The 15,741-nt window shown below is 67.0% G+C and carries 17 protein-coding genes; 7 read left to right on the top strand and 10 right to left on the bottom strand.

Annotated elements, in window-relative coordinates; all coding sequences use genetic code 11:
- Nucleotides 1-18 precede the first annotated feature (18 nt).
- On the top strand, nucleotides 19-666 hold the full coding sequence (locus HDC96_RS12085) for a hypothetical protein (RefSeq protein ID WP_179460183.1): 648 nt from the start codon (nucleotides 19-21) through the stop codon (nucleotides 664-666).
- Between the two features lie 79 nt (nucleotides 667-745).
- Nucleotides 746-898 (top strand): hypothetical protein, encoded by a 153-nt coding sequence (locus HDC96_RS12080; RefSeq protein ID WP_179460182.1) that lies wholly within the window; start codon nucleotides 746-748, stop codon nucleotides 896-898.
- Nucleotides 899-945: 47 nt separating this feature from the next.
- On the opposite strand, the gene HDC96_RS12075 is transcribed toward HDC96_RS12080, so the two are convergent.
- Nucleotides 946-1,710, bottom strand: coding sequence for an alpha/beta hydrolase (locus HDC96_RS12075; protein WP_179460181.1), 765 nt, complete (start codon nucleotides 1,708-1,710; stop codon nucleotides 946-948).
- Nucleotides 1,711-1,806: 96 nt separating this feature from the next.
- Between HDC96_RS12075 and HDC96_RS12070 the strand changes: the two genes are divergently transcribed.
- Nucleotides 1,807-2,592: a helix-turn-helix transcriptional regulator gene (locus HDC96_RS12070; RefSeq protein WP_179460180.1), complete on the top strand. Its 786-nt coding sequence runs from the start codon at nucleotides 1,807-1,809 to the stop codon at nucleotides 2,590-2,592.
- Nucleotides 2,593-2,695: 103 nt separating this feature from the next.
- On the opposite strand, the gene HDC96_RS12065 is transcribed toward HDC96_RS12070, so the two are convergent.
- The 9 genes from HDC96_RS12065 to HDC96_RS12025 all read right to left on the bottom strand — a co-directional run bounded on the left by HDC96_RS12065 (nucleotide 2,696) and on the right by HDC96_RS12025 (nucleotide 12,594).
- Complete coding sequence (locus HDC96_RS12065) at nucleotides 2,696-3,973, bottom strand: citrate synthase (RefSeq protein ID WP_121039442.1); 1,278 nt, start codon at nucleotides 3,971-3,973, stop codon at nucleotides 2,696-2,698.
- Nucleotides 3,974-4,289: 316 nt separating this feature from the next.
- The gene (locus HDC96_RS12060; RefSeq protein WP_019183873.1) at nucleotides 4,290-4,550 is read right to left on the bottom strand and encodes a type B 50S ribosomal protein L31; all 261 of its coding nucleotides are present in this window, start codon (nucleotides 4,548-4,550) and stop codon (nucleotides 4,290-4,292) included.
- Nucleotides 4,551-4,662: 112 nt separating this feature from the next.
- Nucleotides 4,663-5,598 carry a nucleoside hydrolase gene (locus HDC96_RS12055; protein WP_176988329.1) on the bottom strand — a complete coding sequence of 312 codons (936 nt, stop codon included), beginning with the start codon at nucleotides 5,596-5,598 and terminating at the stop codon, nucleotides 4,663-4,665.
- Nucleotides 5,599-5,686: 88 nt separating this feature from the next.
- A complete protein-coding gene (recG, locus tag HDC96_RS12050) occupies nucleotides 5,687-7,798 on the bottom strand; it encodes an ATP-dependent DNA helicase RecG (RefSeq protein WP_179460179.1) in 2,112 nt (703 codons plus the stop codon).
- 1 nt (nucleotide 7,799) lies between these two features.
- Nucleotides 7,800-8,192, bottom strand: a complete 393-nt coding sequence (locus tag HDC96_RS12045) for a RidA family protein (protein ID WP_176988327.1) — start codon at nucleotides 8,190-8,192, stop codon at nucleotides 7,800-7,802.
- Nucleotides 8,193-8,342: 150 nt separating this feature from the next.
- Nucleotides 8,343-10,502 carry a bifunctional (p)ppGpp synthetase/guanosine-3',5'-bis(diphosphate) 3'-pyrophosphohydrolase gene (locus HDC96_RS12040; RefSeq protein WP_179460178.1) on the bottom strand — a complete coding sequence of 720 codons (2,160 nt, stop codon included), beginning with the start codon at nucleotides 10,500-10,502 and terminating at the stop codon, nucleotides 8,343-8,345.
- Between the two features lie 157 nt (nucleotides 10,503-10,659).
- On the bottom strand, nucleotides 10,660-10,959 hold the full coding sequence (gene rpoZ, locus HDC96_RS12035; protein WP_005410877.1) for a DNA-directed RNA polymerase subunit omega: 300 nt from the start codon (nucleotides 10,957-10,959) through the stop codon (nucleotides 10,660-10,662).
- 112 nt (nucleotides 10,960-11,071) lie between these two features.
- Nucleotides 11,072-11,737, bottom strand: coding sequence for a guanylate kinase (gene gmk / locus HDC96_RS12030; RefSeq protein ID WP_176988324.1), 666 nt, complete (start codon nucleotides 11,735-11,737; stop codon nucleotides 11,072-11,074).
- Nucleotides 11,734-12,594 (bottom strand): YicC/YloC family endoribonuclease, encoded by an 861-nt coding sequence (locus HDC96_RS12025; protein ID WP_179460177.1) that lies wholly within the window; start codon nucleotides 12,592-12,594, stop codon nucleotides 11,734-11,736. The genes gmk and HDC96_RS12025 overlap by 4 nt, the downstream gene beginning before the upstream one ends.
- 121 nt (nucleotides 12,595-12,715) lie before the next feature.
- Between HDC96_RS12025 and rph the strand changes: the two genes are divergently transcribed.
- From rph to hemW, 4 genes are read left to right on the top strand one after another with little or no spacing between them, the layout of a single operon-like run.
- Nucleotides 12,716-13,444 carry a ribonuclease PH gene (gene rph, locus HDC96_RS12020; protein WP_176988322.1) on the top strand — a complete coding sequence of 243 codons (729 nt, stop codon included), beginning with the start codon at nucleotides 12,716-12,718 and terminating at the stop codon, nucleotides 13,442-13,444.
- The gene (locus HDC96_RS12015; protein ID WP_179460176.1) at nucleotides 13,441-13,830 is read left to right on the top strand and encodes a VOC family protein; all 390 of its coding nucleotides are present in this window, start codon (nucleotides 13,441-13,443) and stop codon (nucleotides 13,828-13,830) included. The genes rph and HDC96_RS12015 overlap by 4 nt, the downstream gene beginning before the upstream one ends.
- On the top strand, nucleotides 13,827-14,420 hold the full coding sequence (rdgB, locus tag HDC96_RS12010; protein ID WP_179460175.1) for an RdgB/HAM1 family non-canonical purine NTP pyrophosphatase: 594 nt from the start codon (nucleotides 13,827-13,829) through the stop codon (nucleotides 14,418-14,420). Before HDC96_RS12015 ends, rdgB begins: the two co-directional genes overlap by 4 nt.
- Nucleotides 14,420-15,637 (top strand): radical SAM family heme chaperone HemW, encoded by a 1,218-nt coding sequence (gene hemW, locus HDC96_RS12005; RefSeq protein ID WP_257018702.1) that lies wholly within the window; start codon nucleotides 14,420-14,422, stop codon nucleotides 15,635-15,637. Before rdgB ends, hemW begins: the two co-directional genes overlap by 1 nt.
- Nucleotides 15,638-15,741 lie beyond the last annotated feature (104 nt).

Here is a 15,741-nt window from a genome sequence, read left to right as displayed (position 1 = left end):
CGCCAAGGAGTTCCGGTCATGCATCGAGCCCGTCAGCATGCAGCCACGCAGACCCGGGAGCGCCGCCACCAGCTGGCGCACGAGGCCGCCCGCCTGATGGCCGAGGGCGGCATCCGCGACTACCACCAGGCCAAGCTCAAGGCCGCCACCCGGCTCGGCATCCACGACGATGCCTCCCTCCCCCGCAACACCGAGATCGAAGACGCGCTGCGCGAGTATCAGCGCCTGTTCGCCGGTGCCGACCATGGCGCGCAGCTGCGTCAACGCCGCGAGGCCGCCCTGCGTGCGATGGACTTCCTGCATGCCTTCTCACCGCGCCTGTGCGGCCCGGTGCTGGAGGGCACCGCCGATGCCAACAGCCCCGTGCAATTGCAGGTACACAGCGACGATGCCGATGCCGTGCAACGCTACCTCGATGAGCATGGCATCCCGGCCGAATCGCGCACGCGTCGGCTGCGGCTGGACCGCGAACGCAGCCTGGATGCGCCGGTATGGGTGTTCAGTGCCGAGGATCTGACCTTCGATATCGCCGTGCTGCCTTACGATGGCCTGCGCCAGCCGCCGCTGTCGGCCATCGATGAGAAGCCGATGCGGCGCGCGTCGGCCGCGCAGCTGCGCGAGCTGCTGGCCGACAGCGAGATCGAGGGGTACCTGGGCCGTCGCTGAGCAGGCATCTTGCGGCACTGCCACGGCAGTGGAACACTGACGGTCAGCCAAGGACGGTCACCCAAGGACCTGGAATCCCATGAAGATCATTGCCTCTGCCTCTGAAAGACGCGTCATTGCGCTGCTCTTGATCGCCGCCTTCTGCTGGATGGAGCGGGTCCATATCGCGGATTTCATCGACGGGGTCCTGGTCGGCTTCCACGGCGAGGACACGCCGTACACCGGCCCCTGATTGCCGCCAGCGCGCACATCGATCCACGACACCCTGCGCGGCCCGCTTCAAGTCTCGCCGAACGGGACCAGAAAGCGCTCGATCGCCGCAGCCAAGGCCAGCGGTGTTTCGTTCATCGGGTAGTGACCCGCATTTTCCAGCACCTCCAGAGTCGTCTGCCGATAGCGGCGCAGGTAGGTCCTGTCCATCAGTGCCGCGTTGAACACCGGATCGTGCTCGCCGATCAGCACCTTCACCGGGTGCCGGCCGACGATCTCCGCGCTGAAATCGGTGTCCGCCCAGGCCGGGAAGTACGCCGCGAATGCCTCCGGCGACGCGTGCGCCATCGAGTACTGCGCCTTCCAGTCCAGCCACGCGGCGGGCAACCGCCCACCGGTGCTGCGATCGATGATGCCCCGGCGGAGGCTCACGCTGCCCGCGGCCGCTTCAAGCAATTGCCGTGTGGGGGGATCGTAGGCAATGCCACCGCATGGCACGGGCGCCACGGCGACCAGCGCGCGCACGCGATCCGGGGCGAGCACCGCGATCCGCTCGATGGCCATGCCGCCCATGGAGTGCCCGATCAGGCTGAAGGTCTCGATGCCGAGCGCGTCTGCCAAGGTCAGTGCATCGCTCGCGATCTCATCGATGGTGTAGTTGCCACGCACATCGCGCATCCCGCCGTAGCCGCGGCAGTCCATGAACACATAGGTGAACTCCTCACCGGTCAGCCACGGTTCGATGGGGTCGAACGCGTGCGCGTCGCCAAACCAGCCGTGCAGGACCAGGACAGGATGTGCGCCGGTGCCGACGCGATGAAAGGTGGGGGGCATGGCGGCATTGTCAGGAAGAAAGGCTAGGCGATGATCGTAGGACGTCGGCGCGCGGCCCGCCTTCGATACCAGGTCAATACCTATAGAATCCGGGCCATGCGCAATGCCCTCCTCGATCCGTACGAAGACCTGCCGCGCGCGGTCGTGGTCACCGCGAACGATTACGCCGCCGGAGACGTGTTCCCGACCCACGCGCATCGGCGCGGTCAGTTCGCGTTTGCCTCGCGCGGCACGATCAGCCTCACCACGCCCGAGGGACACTGGCTGGTGCCACCGCAGCGTGCGTGCTGGGTGCCCGCAGGCGTCGCCCACGCCATGGCGATGCGTGGCCCGGTCACGATGCTCAATGTGTTCGTGGCGGCGGAAGAAGTGGCGGCCGCCCGGTTGCCAGCGCGCTGCGGCGTATATGCCGTATCGGCGTTGCTGCGGCACCTGATGGACGATGCGGTCGACCTGCCGGCGATGTACCACCAGAACGGTCGTGCCGGCCGGCTGATGCAGTTGCTGGTCGCAGAGATCGCGGTGATGCCACGCCTGTCACTGCATGCGCCGCTGCCCCGCGACCCACGCCTTGCGCGTGCCTGCCAGCAGGTGTCCGATGCGCCCTCGATCGCCTCCACACTCGATGCGGTCGCCGCGGAGGCCGGCATGAGCCGACGCACGTTCACCCGCCAGTTCCGCGCGGACACCGGGGTGGGGTTTGCCGAATGGCGCCAGCAGGTCTGCCTGCTCGCCGCGATCGAACGCCTGGGTGCGGGACAGCCCGTCACCCGGGTGGCGCTGGATCTCGGATACACCAGCCCGAGCGCGTTTTCGTCGGCATTCCGGCGTGCATTGGGGCAATCGCCCAGCCGCTATCTGGAGAGCCGCCGGACGACGTAGACACCGCACGGCCAAGCGGTAAGGCCGGTTGCCCGCGCAGGGAGGGACAGGCAAAAAAACGCCCCGCAGTGCGGGGCGTTTTCATCACGACCTGCCGGAGCGATCAGCCCTGGTAGTCGCGCACGTCGCTGCCGGTGTAGACCTGGCGCGGACGGCCGATCTTCATTTCCGGATCGACCTGCTGTTCCAGCCAATGTGCGACCCAGCCGGAGGTGCGGCCCAGGGCGAACATGACGGTGAACATTTCGGTCGGGATCTGCAGCGCCTTGTAGATGATGCCGCTGTAGAAATCGACGTTCGGGTACAGCTTGCGGGCGACGAAGTAGTCGTCCTGCAGCGCGGCCTGCTCCAGCTTGACGGCGACGTCCAGCAGCGGATCCTGCACGCCCAGCTGCTTGAGCACCTTGCCGGTCATCTCACCGATGACCTTGGCGCGCGGGTCGAAGTTCTTGTACACGCGGTGGCCGAAGCCCATCAGGCGGAAGCCGGAGGTCTTGTCCTTGGCCTTGAGCACGGCGGACTCGACGTTGTCGGCCGAACCGATCTCTTCCAGCATCTTCAGCACGGCTTCGTTGGCACCGCCGTGGGCCGGACCCCACAGCGCGGTGACGCCAGCGGCGACCGACGCATACGGGTTGGCACCGGTCGAACCGACCAGGCGCACGGTCGAGGTCGAGGCGTTCTGCTCGTGATCGGCGTGCAGGATGAACAGCAGGTCCAGCGCCTTGACCACGTCCTGGTTCAGCTCGTACTGGCCATCGGCGGACTCGAAGGTCTGCTTCAGGAAGCGGCTGACGTAATCCAGCGAGGTGTCCGGCTTGTTGGCCGGCAGGCCCTTGCCGTGGCGGTAGATCAGGGCCGACAGGGTCGGCACCTTGGCGATCAGGCGCACCGCGGCGTGGCGACGCTGTTCGGCGTCGGACAGGTCCAGCGAAGCGTGGTAGATGCCCGACAGCTGCGCGATGGCGGCGGTCAGGATGGCCATCGGATGGGCGTCCTTGGCGAAGCTGCCGATCAGCGTGTTGATCGACGGATCCACATCGGCTTCGGCCGCCAGCTCGTCGGTGAAGGCCTTCAGCTGCTCGGCGCTCGGACGCTCGCCGTTGATCAGCAGGTAGGCCACTTCGACGTAGCTCGACTTTTCCGAGAGCTGCTCGATGGGATAGCCGCGATACAGCAGCACGCCCTTGTCACCGTCGATGTAGGTGATGGCGGACTTGCAGCTGGCGGTGGCGGTGAAGCCGGAGTCGTAAGTGAAGAGACCGGTTTCCTTGGTCAGCTTCGAGATATCGACGCAATCGTTGCCGAGCGTGGGTTTGATGACTGGCAGAACAACCGACGTGTCGCCGGCGTTGAGCGTGACCTGATCAAGATCGGACACTGTGTGCGCTCCTCGAGGGAAGGCGCCCGCCCAAGCGCATGGGTCAGGCACGTGAAGGAAGTCCACGATCGTTATCGTGGATCCCGCCATTATCGCACAGCAACATTTTCGACGCCCTAGGACGGAAGTCGTAGACGCAGGTTCCGGATCGCGCGGAAGGCGTCATCCCAGCGCGCACAAGGGCTGGCGCGGCGTCACGGACACAGCGTTCCGTCGGCGGGGCGTGTGGGCCTCACCTGGCGTTCAGCAATCCGGAAACAACAAAAAACAACGGCCGCCAAGGCGACCGTTGTTTTCAAGCAGTTGCGTCGACAGATCAGGCTGCGGTCGGCGCCGGCTTGCCGAAACGCTTCTGGAACTTGTCGATACGGCCGCTGGTGTCGATCACCTTGTGCTTGCCCGTGTAGAACGGATGCGAAGCCGAGGAGATTTCAACCTTGACGAGCGGGTACTCGTTGCCGTCTTCCCACTTGATCGTGTCCTTGGTGGACATGGTCGAACGGGTCAGGATCTTGAAATCAGAGGTAACGTCGTGGAAAACCACGTCGCGGTAAGCAGGATGAATATCGGCCTTCATGGGCGCGCACCGTAATAAGGGCTGGTGGTCAAGAGCGGCATTATAGTCCCGGCCGCCGCAAAGGGCAAGCCGGGTCCATCAACCGTGCGAAAGGTCCGCCGCAGCGGCGTCGTCAGACGCCGAGTGCCGCCCTCACCTGGGTCTCGAAGCGACCCTGGTCGTAGGCCATCAGCAGCTGGGTGTTGTCCGGCTGCCCGGTCTGGCGGTTCCAGTCGACAATGGTAGCACCCCGGCTGTGCACACCGGCCAGTTCCACGTTCAGGGGACGCGATTCGACCCGCAGCGCGCCTTCCGGCTGCAGCGCCCAGGCCATCGCCAGGGCATCGGCGGCGTACCAGCGCTCGCCCCGGCTGTCTTCGGACCACAGGCGGGTCTGGCGCGAGATCAGCTCGTAGAAACGGGCCTTGTCGCTGTCCGCGGCCAGCCACTGCTCCACATCGGCATGCAGAAGGCCATGGGCCACGGTGGCTTCCCAATCCGCCACTTCGATGTGCGGGAAGCCGGTGAACACGATGTGCGCCGCCTCCGGGTCGAACGCAATGTTGAACTCGGCGGCCGGGGTGATGTTGCCGTGGCAGGTCACCGCCCCGCCCATCACGAGGAAGCGCTTCACGCGCTGCGGCAGGGTCGGGTCGAGCTTCAGGGCCAGGGCCAGGTTGGTCAGCGGACCGAGTGCGACCAGGAACAGTTCGCCGGCGTATTCGTGCGACAGGCGCAGGATCGCCAGGGCGGCGTGTTCGGCCTCGGCCTGGCGCTTGGCGGCCGGCAGGTTGACGTCGCCAAAGCCATCGGCGCCGTGCACATGGGCGGCATCGACCGAGGGGTGCAGCAGCGGATCGGCGGTACCGGCGTAGACCGGCACGTCTTCGCGGCCAGCCACTTCGCACAGTTTCAGGGCATTGCGGACCGTGTGGTCCAGGCCAACGTTGCCGGCGGCGATGGTCAGGCCAACGATATCGTGGCGCTCATCGGCGAAGGCCATCAACAGGGCCAGGGCATCATCGACACCCGGGTCGGTGTCGATCAACAGCGGAATCTTCTTGCTCATCGTTGCCGTCTTGATAATCGGCAAGGGACTTTCGCACCCTGCCATGACAAATACAAGGCGGTGCCCGCCCACTCCGCTTGGCGGCGCGCTATGCCGACGCGTACCGCACGGCCGTGCCGATCCAGCGCCGCACCACCTGATCGGCCACCTCGGGCGCCTCCACCAGCAGCCGCTCGGCAAGCGCGTGCACGCCCGGCAGCAGATCCGCATCGCGGGCCAGATCGGCCATGCGGAACCCGGCCAGGCCGGTCTGCCGCGTGCCCAGCAGCTCGCCGGGCCCCCGCAGCTCCAGATCCTTCTCGGCGATCAGGAAGCCATCGTTGGTCTGCCGCATGGTTTCCAGCCGCTCACGCGCCATGTTCGACAACGGCGCCTGGTACAGCAGCACGCAGCGCGACACCGCCGAGCCGCGCCCTACCCGGCCGCGCAGCTGGTGCAGCTGGGCCAGGCCGAGGCGCTCGGCGTTCTCGATGATCATCAACGACGCATTCGGCACGTCCACGCCGACCTCGATGACCGTGGTGGCCACCAGCAGATCGATTTCGCCGGCCTTGAACGCGACCATCGTGGCCAGCTTCTCGCTCGCCTTCAGCCGCCCATGTACCAGCCCCACCCGCACGCCCGGCAACAGCGCCTGCAGCGATTCGAACGTGGCCTGCGCCGGGGTCGCGTCCAGCTCTTCGCTTTCCTCGATCAGCGTGCAGACCCAGTACACCTGCTGGCCTTCGCGGCAGGCCACCGCGATGCGCTCGATCAGCTCCGGACGGCGGTCATTGTTGAGCGCCACGGTCTGCACCGGCGTACGCCCGGGCGGCAGCTCGTCGATCGCCGAGACGTCCAGATCGGCGTACTCGGACATCGCCAGCGTGCGCGGGATCGGGGTCGCGGTCATCACCAGCTGGTGCGGCACGCTGCGCCCGTCCGCGCCCTTGTCGCGCAGCGCCAGCCGCTGGTGCACACCGAAACGGTGCTGCTCATCGACGATGGCCAGTGCCAGGTCCTTGAACACCACGCTGTCCTGCATCAGCGCATGCGTCCCGACCACCACCTGGGCCTCGCCCGAGGCGACCTCGGCCAGGACCTTGGTGCGCGCCTTGCCGGTGACCTTGCCGGCCAGCCACGCCGTGCGCACGCCCAGCGGCTCCAGCCAGGCGCGCAGATTGTTCATGTGCTGCTCGGCCAGCAGCTCGGTGGGTGCGGCCAATGCGACCTGCTTGCCCCGCTCCACCGCCAGCATCGCCGCCAACGCGGCGACCACGGTCTTGCCCGAGCCGACATCGCCCTGCACCAGCCGCAGCATCGGGTGCGCCTTGGCCAGGTCCTTGCGGATCTGCTCGAACACGCGCTGCTGCGCACCGGTCAACTGGAACGGCAGGCTGTCGCGCAGCTGTGCCACCAGCAGGCCCTGCCCGCGCAGCGATGGCGCGTGGTGCGCCTGCAACGCCATGCGCTGGCGGCGCAGGCTCAGGTGGTGGGCGAGCAATTCCTCGATGGCCAGCCGACGTTGCGCCGGATGGCGGCCTGCGGCCAGCGCGGCAAGATCCGCGTCCGGCGGTGGCCGATGCACGGTCAACAGCGCACTGCGCAGCGATGGCAGGCCCAGGCCGGACAACCAGCCGGCGGGCAACAATTCCAGCGTCGATTCTTCGGGCAACCTGTCCAGCGCCAGCCCGATGAACTTCCGCATCGTCGCCGGGCCCACGCCTTCGACCGCCGGATAGACCGGATCGAGGCTGTCGCCCAGCGCATCCTCTTCATTGCCGCCCATCACCCGATAACTGGGATGGACGATCTCCAGCCCGTGATGGCCGGGCTTGGCGGTGCCGTAGCAGCGGATCCGCGTGCCCACGGCGAACTGCGACACCTGCTGGGCGCGGAAATGGAAGAACCGCAGCACCAGCGTGCCGTACGAATCATCCTCGATCGCCACCTTGAGCACCGGCCGATAGCGGAAGCCGCGCTCGACCGCGCTCACCCGCCCCTCCACCTGTGCCGCCACCCCCGGCTGCAGCGCCGCGATGGTGGTCAGCCGGGTACGGTCCTCATAGCGCAGCGGCAGATGCAGCCACAGGTCCTGCAGCGAAGACAGGCCACGGGCGGCCAGCTTGATCGCCACCGCCGGCCCGATACCGGAGAGCATCGACAACGATGCCTCCCCGGCCGCGGCCAGCGCCGGTGCAGGAGCCCGTGACCGCGCCACGTCAGGCCTGGTCGAGCACCATCACCGCATCGACTTCGAAGTTGGCGGCCTTCGGCAGACCCGCGACTTCGATGGTGGAGCGGGCCGGGAACGGCGCCTTGAAGTAGTCCTGCATGACGGCATTGACCTTGGCGAACTCGCCCAGATCGGTCAGGTACAGGCCCAGGCGGACGATCTGATCCAGCGAACCACCGGCCTCTTCAGCCACGGCCTTCAGGTTGTCGAACGCACGGCGCGCCTGCGCCTCGATATCGCCCACACCGACGATCTCACCGGTGGCCGGATCCAGCGGAATCTGGCCCGAGAAATACACGGTATTGCCCGCACGCACGGCCTGCGAATACGGACCGATGGCGGCCGGGGCCTTGGCACTGGTGATGATCTGACGGGACATGGGAGCTCCACGGTTCAAAAGGGGGAACGCAATTGTACCGCCGGAACGGGTAACGCCACGCCATGCGTGGCTCAGCGGGCCGGAACGGAGCGCATCCACGCGTGGCGTGGATCTACCGGGATGTCGTCATCCGGCTGGTCGCCGGGGCGATTATTGCCGCCGTACCGACTGCACCACCGAAAGACGGCGCAGCCTGCGCATCACTTCCGCCAGATGGTTCCGATCACGCACCTGCACGTTGAAGCACAGCACCGCCGCATTGAAATCGCGATCCAGATAATCCACGCGCTCGATGTTCGAATGGCTCTGCGCGATCGCCGCCGCCAACTGTGCCAGCACGCCGGTCCCGTTCTCGACCTCCACGATCAGCGACGTATCGTAATCGCCCGACACCGTCGTATCCCACCCGATCGGCACCCAGCGCTCCGGCGACTTGCGCAGCTCCGCCAGGTTCGGGCAATCCAGCCGGTGCACCACGATGCCCTTGCCGGCCGTGTGGTACCCCATGATGTCGTCGCCCGGGATCGGCTGGCAGCAGTTGGCGAAGCTCACCACCCCGCGCTCGCTGCCGTTGATCAGGATCTTTTCCTGCGAATGCTTGGAATGCGCCCCGCCGCGCAGCTCCGCATACGCCATCAGTGCCTGCGCGGCCTGGTTCGGCATCCAGTTGCCCAGTGCCACCTCGGCCAGCAGCGCCTCCAGGCGCGGGTACCGGTGTTCGGCCAGGAAGGCATCCAGGCGCCCCTTCGGCAGGCGCTCCAGCGAGCTGTCCATCGCCTCCAGCGCGCGGTCCAGCATCCGGTGGCCCAGTTGCACCGCGTCCTCGTGTTCCAGCTGTTTGAGCTGGTGACGGATCGCGGTACGCGCCTTCGAACTGACCACGAACTCCAGCCACTGCGGCTTCGGCGTGGCCGAACGGGCGGTGATCACTTCCACCGTCTGCCCGCTGACCAGTTTCGTGCGCAGCGGGACCAGCTTCTTGTCGACCCGCGAGGCCACCGCCATGTTGCCCACGTCGGTATGCACCGCATACGCGAAATCGAGCGCGGTGGAATTACGCGGCAAGGCCAGGATCTTGCCCTTGGGCGTAAACAGATAGACCTCGTCCGGGAACAGGTCCACCTTGACGTTGTCCAGGAACTCCAGCGACGAGCCGGCAGCCCGCTGCGAGTCGATCAGTTCCACGATCCACGCATGTGCGCGGCTCTGCGCGCTGTTGGGCGAATCGCCACCGAACTTGTACGTCCAGTGCGCCGCCACGCCGCGCTCGGCGATCAGGTCCATCTCTTCGGTGCGGATCTGCACCTCGATCGGCGAACCGTATGGCCCGAACAACACCGTATGCAGCGACTGGTAGCCGTTGGCCTTGGGGATCGCGATGAAATCGCGGAAACGCCCATCCAGCGGTTTGAACGTGGCATGCACCGAACCCAGCGCGTGGTAACAGTTGGGCACGTTGCGCACCACCAACCGGAACCCGAACACATCCATCACCTGATCGAAGGATTTGTTCTCGTCGCACATCTTGTTGTAGATGCTCCACGGCGTCTTGATACGGCTGACCAGGCGGTGCTCCAGCCCTTCCTTGGCCAGGCGCTGGCTCAACTGGACCTCCACCTGCGCCATCGCCTCGCGGCGCACCACCGGCTGGCTGCGGATGTGTTTTTCCAGGATCGCGTGGCGCCACGGGTACAGCGCCTTGAAGCCCAGGTTCTGCAGCTCGCTCTTGACCAGGCTCATGCCCAGCCGCTGCGCGATCGGGGCGTAGATCTCCAGCGTCTCGCGGGCGATGCGGCCGCGGGCCTCGCGGCTCTGCGCGCCCAGCGTGCGCATGTTGTGCAGGCGGTCGGCCAGCTTGATCATGATCACGCGCAGGTCGCGCGACATCGCCAGCAGCATCTTGCGGAAACTCTCTGCCGCCGCCTCCTGCCGATCGCGGAACTTCAGCTTGTCCAGCTTGGTCACGCCATCGACCAGCTCGGCCACGGCTTCGCCGAACTCGGCGGCCAGCTCCTCGCGGGTCAGCGGCGTGTCTTCGATGGTGTCGTGCAGGATCGCGGCGATCAACGCCTCCACGTCCAGGCCGAGCTCGGCCAGCACCTGGGCCACGGCGACCGGATGGGTGATGTAGGGCTCGCCCGACTTGCGGGTCTGGCCTGCATGCGCGGCCGCACCTACTTCCCAGGCACGGCGCAGCAGCGGCAGTTGATCGGGCGGCAGATAGTGCGCTGCGCGCTCAAGCTGGAGGACATAGTCGGGTACGGCCGCGCCGGCGGGCGTGGCGACCTTGGCAGTGGGGCCTGGGTTCATGCTCAAAGACTATGCCAGCGGCGTGATATCGGCAAATCCCTGAACAGGGAGTTTCACCTGCAACAGGACACCCCGACCGCAGCCAATGGCGGCACAAACGAAACAGCCCGCCAAAAGGCGGGCTGTTCGCAGCAACAACAACGGGCGCGCGAGGCGATCAGTCGTCGTTCTTGGACATGTCTTCGTCGGCGACGACTTCGGCAGCGGCCCATTCCAGTGCTTCACGCTCGGCACGCTCGCGCTCGGCCTTCTCGACTTCGTCGATCAGGGCGTTGTCGATCTTGCGGGCGGCAATTTCGCGCAGCGCCAGCACGGTCGGCTTGTCTTCGGTTTCGCTGTTGTCCAGGGTGGCCTGGACGCCATTGGCCAGCTGACGGGCGCGCTTGGACGCCATCATGACCAGTTCGAAACGGTTGTTCACGACTTCCAGACAATCTTCTACGGTGATGCGGGCCATGCGGGCTCCCGGCAGCCGGTGAGGGCTGCTCAATCGAATGAGGGAAAGGGGACGGATTGTACCGGCCAGGGCTGGACAAAATCAAGCCAACCGGCTAGCACCCCGTTTGGAATCAGTCGTTTGTGGGCGGGTCCTGGGTCAGCAGGGCCTGGATGAGGCCCGCGTGGCGGACCTTCTGGGCCTCCCGGCGCAGGCGGCTGGCCGTGAAGATGGCACACAGTTCATCCACCGCGGTCTCGAAGACTTCGTTGACGATCACGTAGTCGAAGTCGTTGAAGTGCAGCATTTCTTCACGCGCGGCGGCCAGGCGCTGGGCGATCACCGCCTCGCTGTCCTGCCCGCGCTTGCGCATCCGGTCCTGCAGCGCCTGCTTGGACGGCGGCAGGATGAACACGGTGACCGTGCCCGGCACCAGCTGGCGGACCTGCTGGGCGCCCTGCCAGTCGATCTCCAGCAGCACGTCCTGGCCGGCCGACAGCTGCGGCTCGACCGACTGCCGCGCGGTGCCCTTCCAGTCGCCATGCACCCAGGCATGCTCGAAGAAGTCGCCGGCGGCGATCATCGATTCGAATTCCTCGGCGCTGACGAAGTGGTAGTGCTCGCCGTTGATTTCACCGGGGCGGGTGGCGCGCGAGGTGAACGAGATCGACAGGGCGATCTGCGGGTCGCGGGCCAGGGTGGCGTTGACGATGCTGCTCTTGCCGGCGCCGGAGGGCGCGGCCACGATGTACAGGGTGCCGCGTGCAGGCGCACCGACGGGCGGGGTCTGGCTGCTCATTCGATGTTCTGCACCTGTTCGCGGATCTGGTCGATCAGCACCTTCAGCTCGACGGCGGCATTGGAGGTGCGGCTGTCCACGGATTTGGAGCCCAGCGTGTTGGCCTCGCGGTTGAACTCCTGCAGCAGGAAGTCCAGGCGGCGGCCGACCGGCTCGCGCTGCGTGAAGACGCGGCGGATCTCGGCGATGTGGCTGCCCAGGCGGTCCAGTTCCTCATCCACGTCCAGCTTCTGCAGCCACATCACCAGCTCCTGCTCGGCCCGGCCGGGATCGACCGGATGCGGCAGGTCGGCCAGGCGGGCGGCCAGCTTGGTGCGCTGGCCTTCGCGGATCAGCGGGATCAGGGTGGTGACCTCGGCGGCGATGCGCTCGATGCTGTCCACGCGTTCCTGGATCGCGGTGGCGAGCTTGTCGCCCTCACGCTCACGCGCGGCGACAAAGCCGTCCAGCGCGGTATCCAGCAGGGCCAGGGCTTCGGCATGCAGCGCGGCGGCATCGACCGCCTCACCCTGCATCACGCCAGGCATCTGCAGCAGCTCGGTGAAACTCACCTGCAGGCTCGGGAAGCCCGAGGACAACCGGGTCGCCAGCTCGCCGAGCTGGCCCAGCAGCGCATCGTTGACCACCAGGGCACCGGTGACCTCCGGCGCGCGCAGGCGCATGACCAGATCGATCTTGCCGCGGCTGCAGCGCGAAGCGACGCGCTCGCGCAGGTGCGGCTCCAACGCACGCAGTTCTTCGGGCAGGCGCACGCCGACCTCCAGGAACCGGTGGTTGACCGAGCGCAGCTCGCAGGCCAGCGTGCCCCAGCGGGTGGCGCGCTCGCCATTGGCATAGGCGGTCATGCTTCGAATCATGCGGGTTTCCGGTGCTCTCAAAGTGCAAATGGTACCCTAGCGATCTCCTCAGAGCCTCCTCGCCCGCCGGTCCCCGGCCCGGGCGTGGCCCCGCATCCCCCCGTCTTACCGGAACTTGAGCATGACTGATTCCCGTCCCAGCGGCCGCCAGGCCGACCAGCTGCGCGAAGTGCGCATCGAGCGCGCCTTCACCCGTCACGCCGAGGGCTCGGTTTTGGTCAGCTTCGGCGAGACCCGCGTGCTGTGCACGGCCAGCGTGGAAAACCGCGTGCCGGGCTTCCTGCGTGGCAAGGGCGAAGGCTGGGTGACCGCCGAGTACGGCATGCTGCCGCGTTCGACCCACACCCGTAACGATCGCGAAGCCGCCCGCGGCAAGCAGGGGGGCCGCACGCTGGAGATCCAGCGTCTGATCGGCCGCACCCTGCGCGCCTGCATCGATCGCGGCGCGCTCGGCGAGCGCACCATCACGCTCGACTGCGATGTCCTGCAGGCCGATGGCGGCACCCGTACCGCCGCGATCACCGGCGCTTACGTGGCGCTGGTGGATGCGGTGAACTTCCTGATCAAGCGCGGCGACATCAAGCGCAACCCGATCTTCGGTGCGGTCGCCGCCGTCTCGGTCGGCATCTACCGCGGCACCCCGGTGCTGGATCTGGATTACGCCGAAGACAGCGATTGCGATACCGACATGAACGTCGTGATGAACGACGGCGGCGGCTTCATCGAGCTGCAGGGCACCGCCGAAGGCCATGCCTTCCGCCGCGACGAGCTGGATGCGCTGCTGGCACTGGCCGAGAAGGGCATCAAGGATCTGTTCGCCGCGCAGCAGGCGGCCCTGGCCCAGGCATGAACCGTCGCATCGCCCTGACCACCCTGGTGGTGGCCGACTACGACGAAGCGATCGCCTGGTACACCGGCGCGCTGGGCTTCAGCCTGATCGATGACATCGACCAGGGCGACAAGCGCTGGGTGGTGGTCGGGCCAACCGACGGCAGCGCGGCCGCCTTGTTGCTGGCACGCGCCAGCAACGACGAACAGCGCGCGCGGATCGGCAACCAGACCGGCGGCCGGGTCGGCTTCTTCCTGAACACCGATGATTTCTGGCGCGACCACGCGGCGATGACCGCGCGTGGCGTGACCTTCCTCGAAACCCCACGCGAGGAGGTCTACGCAACGGTCGCGGTATTCCGCGATCTGTACGGCAATACGTGGGATCTGCTGGAGCCCAAGCAATGAAACTGGTCCTGGCCAGCGGCAACGCCGGCAAACTGAAGGAACTGCAGGCCATGCTCAGCGGCCTGCCGCTGGAGATCGTGGCGCAGGGCGAACTGGGCGTCAGCGACGTGCCGGAAACCGGCCTGACCTTCGTCGAAAATGCGCTGATCAAGGCACGCCATGCCTGCCAGAGCACCGGCCTGCCCGCGCTGGCCGACGATTCGGGCCTGATCGTGGATGCGCTCGACGGCGCGCCCGGCCTGTACAGCGCGCGCTATGCCGGCAGCCCGACCAACGATGCGGCCAACAACGCCAAGCTGCTCGAGGCGATGCGCGACGTACCGGCCGAGCGCCGCAGCGCCCGCTTCTACGCGGTGATCGTGCTGCTGCGCCATGCCAATGACCCGCAGCCGCTGATCTGCGAAGGCAGCTGGGAAGGCGTGATCGTCGATGAACTGCGCGGCAGCCACGGCTTCGGTTACAACCCGCTGTTCCTGGACCCGGTGCTGGCACAGACCGCCGCGGAAATGGCGCCGGACCTGAAGAACGCGATGAGCCACCGCGCCAAGGCGCTGCAGTTGCTCAAGCAGAAGCTGCCCGACCTGCTCTGATGTCACACGACCACTGCTCCCACCTGCCCGGCGAAGCCTGTTCGGGGGACCACGACCACGCCCCGCGGCTGGTGCCGCCGCCGCTGGCGCTGTACGTGCACCTTCCCTGGTGCGTGCGCAAATGCCCGTACTGCGATTTCAACTCGCATGCGGCCAAGGGCGAGCTGCCGTTCGAGGCCTACATCGATGCGCTGATCCGCGATCTGGACCAGGACCTGCCGCTGGTCTGGGGCCGGGTGGTGAGCAGTGTCTTCTTCGGTGGCGGCACGCCCAGCCTGTTCCCGCCGGAGGCGATCGACCGCTTCCTGCAGGCCGCCTCGGCCCGGCTGCGTTTCGCGCCGAACCTGGAAGTGACCCTGGAGACCAACCCGGGCACCGCCGAGCACGGGCGTTTCGACCGTTACCGCGCGGCCGGGGTGAACCGGATCAGCTTCGGCATCCAGACCTTCAACGACGAGGCGCTCAAGCGCCTGGGCCGCATCCACGACAGCAACGAGGCCGAGCGTGCGGTGAAACTGGCGCAGGACGCCGGCTACGACAACTTCAACATCGACCTGATGTACGCGCTGCCGCAGCAGACGCTGGCCCAGGCCGAGCATGACCTGGAGCGCGCCTTCGCGCTGCAGCCGACGCACATGTCGCACTACCAGCTCACGCTGGAACCGAACACGGTGTTCTTCGCGCGGCCGCCGCAGGGCATCCCCGACGAGGATTCGGCGTGGGACATCCAGGAGCACTGCCAGCAGATGCTGGCCGACGCCGGGTACGCGCAGTACGAGGTCAGTGCCTACGCCAGGGCCGGCCGGCAGAGCCAGCACAACCTCAATTACTGGCGCTTCGGCGACTACCTGGGCATCGGCGCCGGCGCGCACGGCAAGATCAGCAGCGGTGCCGAACAGCACGTGCTGCGCCGCTGGAAGCACAAGCACCCGCAGACCTTCATGGACACCGCCGGTACCGCGGCCTCGATCGGCGGTGACGATGTGATCAGTGCCGATCGCCTGCCGTTCGAGTACATGCTCAACCTGCTGCGCCTGCATGAAGGGTTCGGCCTGAAGGATTTCGAATCGCGCACCGGCCTGGACCGGGCGCAGATCGCCGCGCCGCTGGGCGTGGCCGTGGCCAACGGCTGGATGACCGTCAGCGGCGACCGCGCCACGCCGACTGAACTGGGCCGCCGCTTCACCAACGACGTGGTCGAGCTGTTCCTGCCCTGAAGGACGGCGCCTGCCTCAGGCGGTAGTGCCGGCCGCTGGCCGGCTCCCCGCCTATGCGCCGGCCGGCTCCCCGCATGCGCTGGTAGTGCCGGCCGCTGGCCGGC

The sequence above is a fragment of the Stenotrophomonas sp. JAI102 genome (genome assembly GCF_013409105.1).
GTDB lineage: Bacteria > Pseudomonadota > Gammaproteobacteria > Xanthomonadales > Xanthomonadaceae > Stenotrophomonas > Stenotrophomonas maltophilia_AA.
The sequence above is the reverse complement of the archived record's forward strand: the minus strand, read 5'-3'. Positions and strand labels throughout refer to the sequence as shown.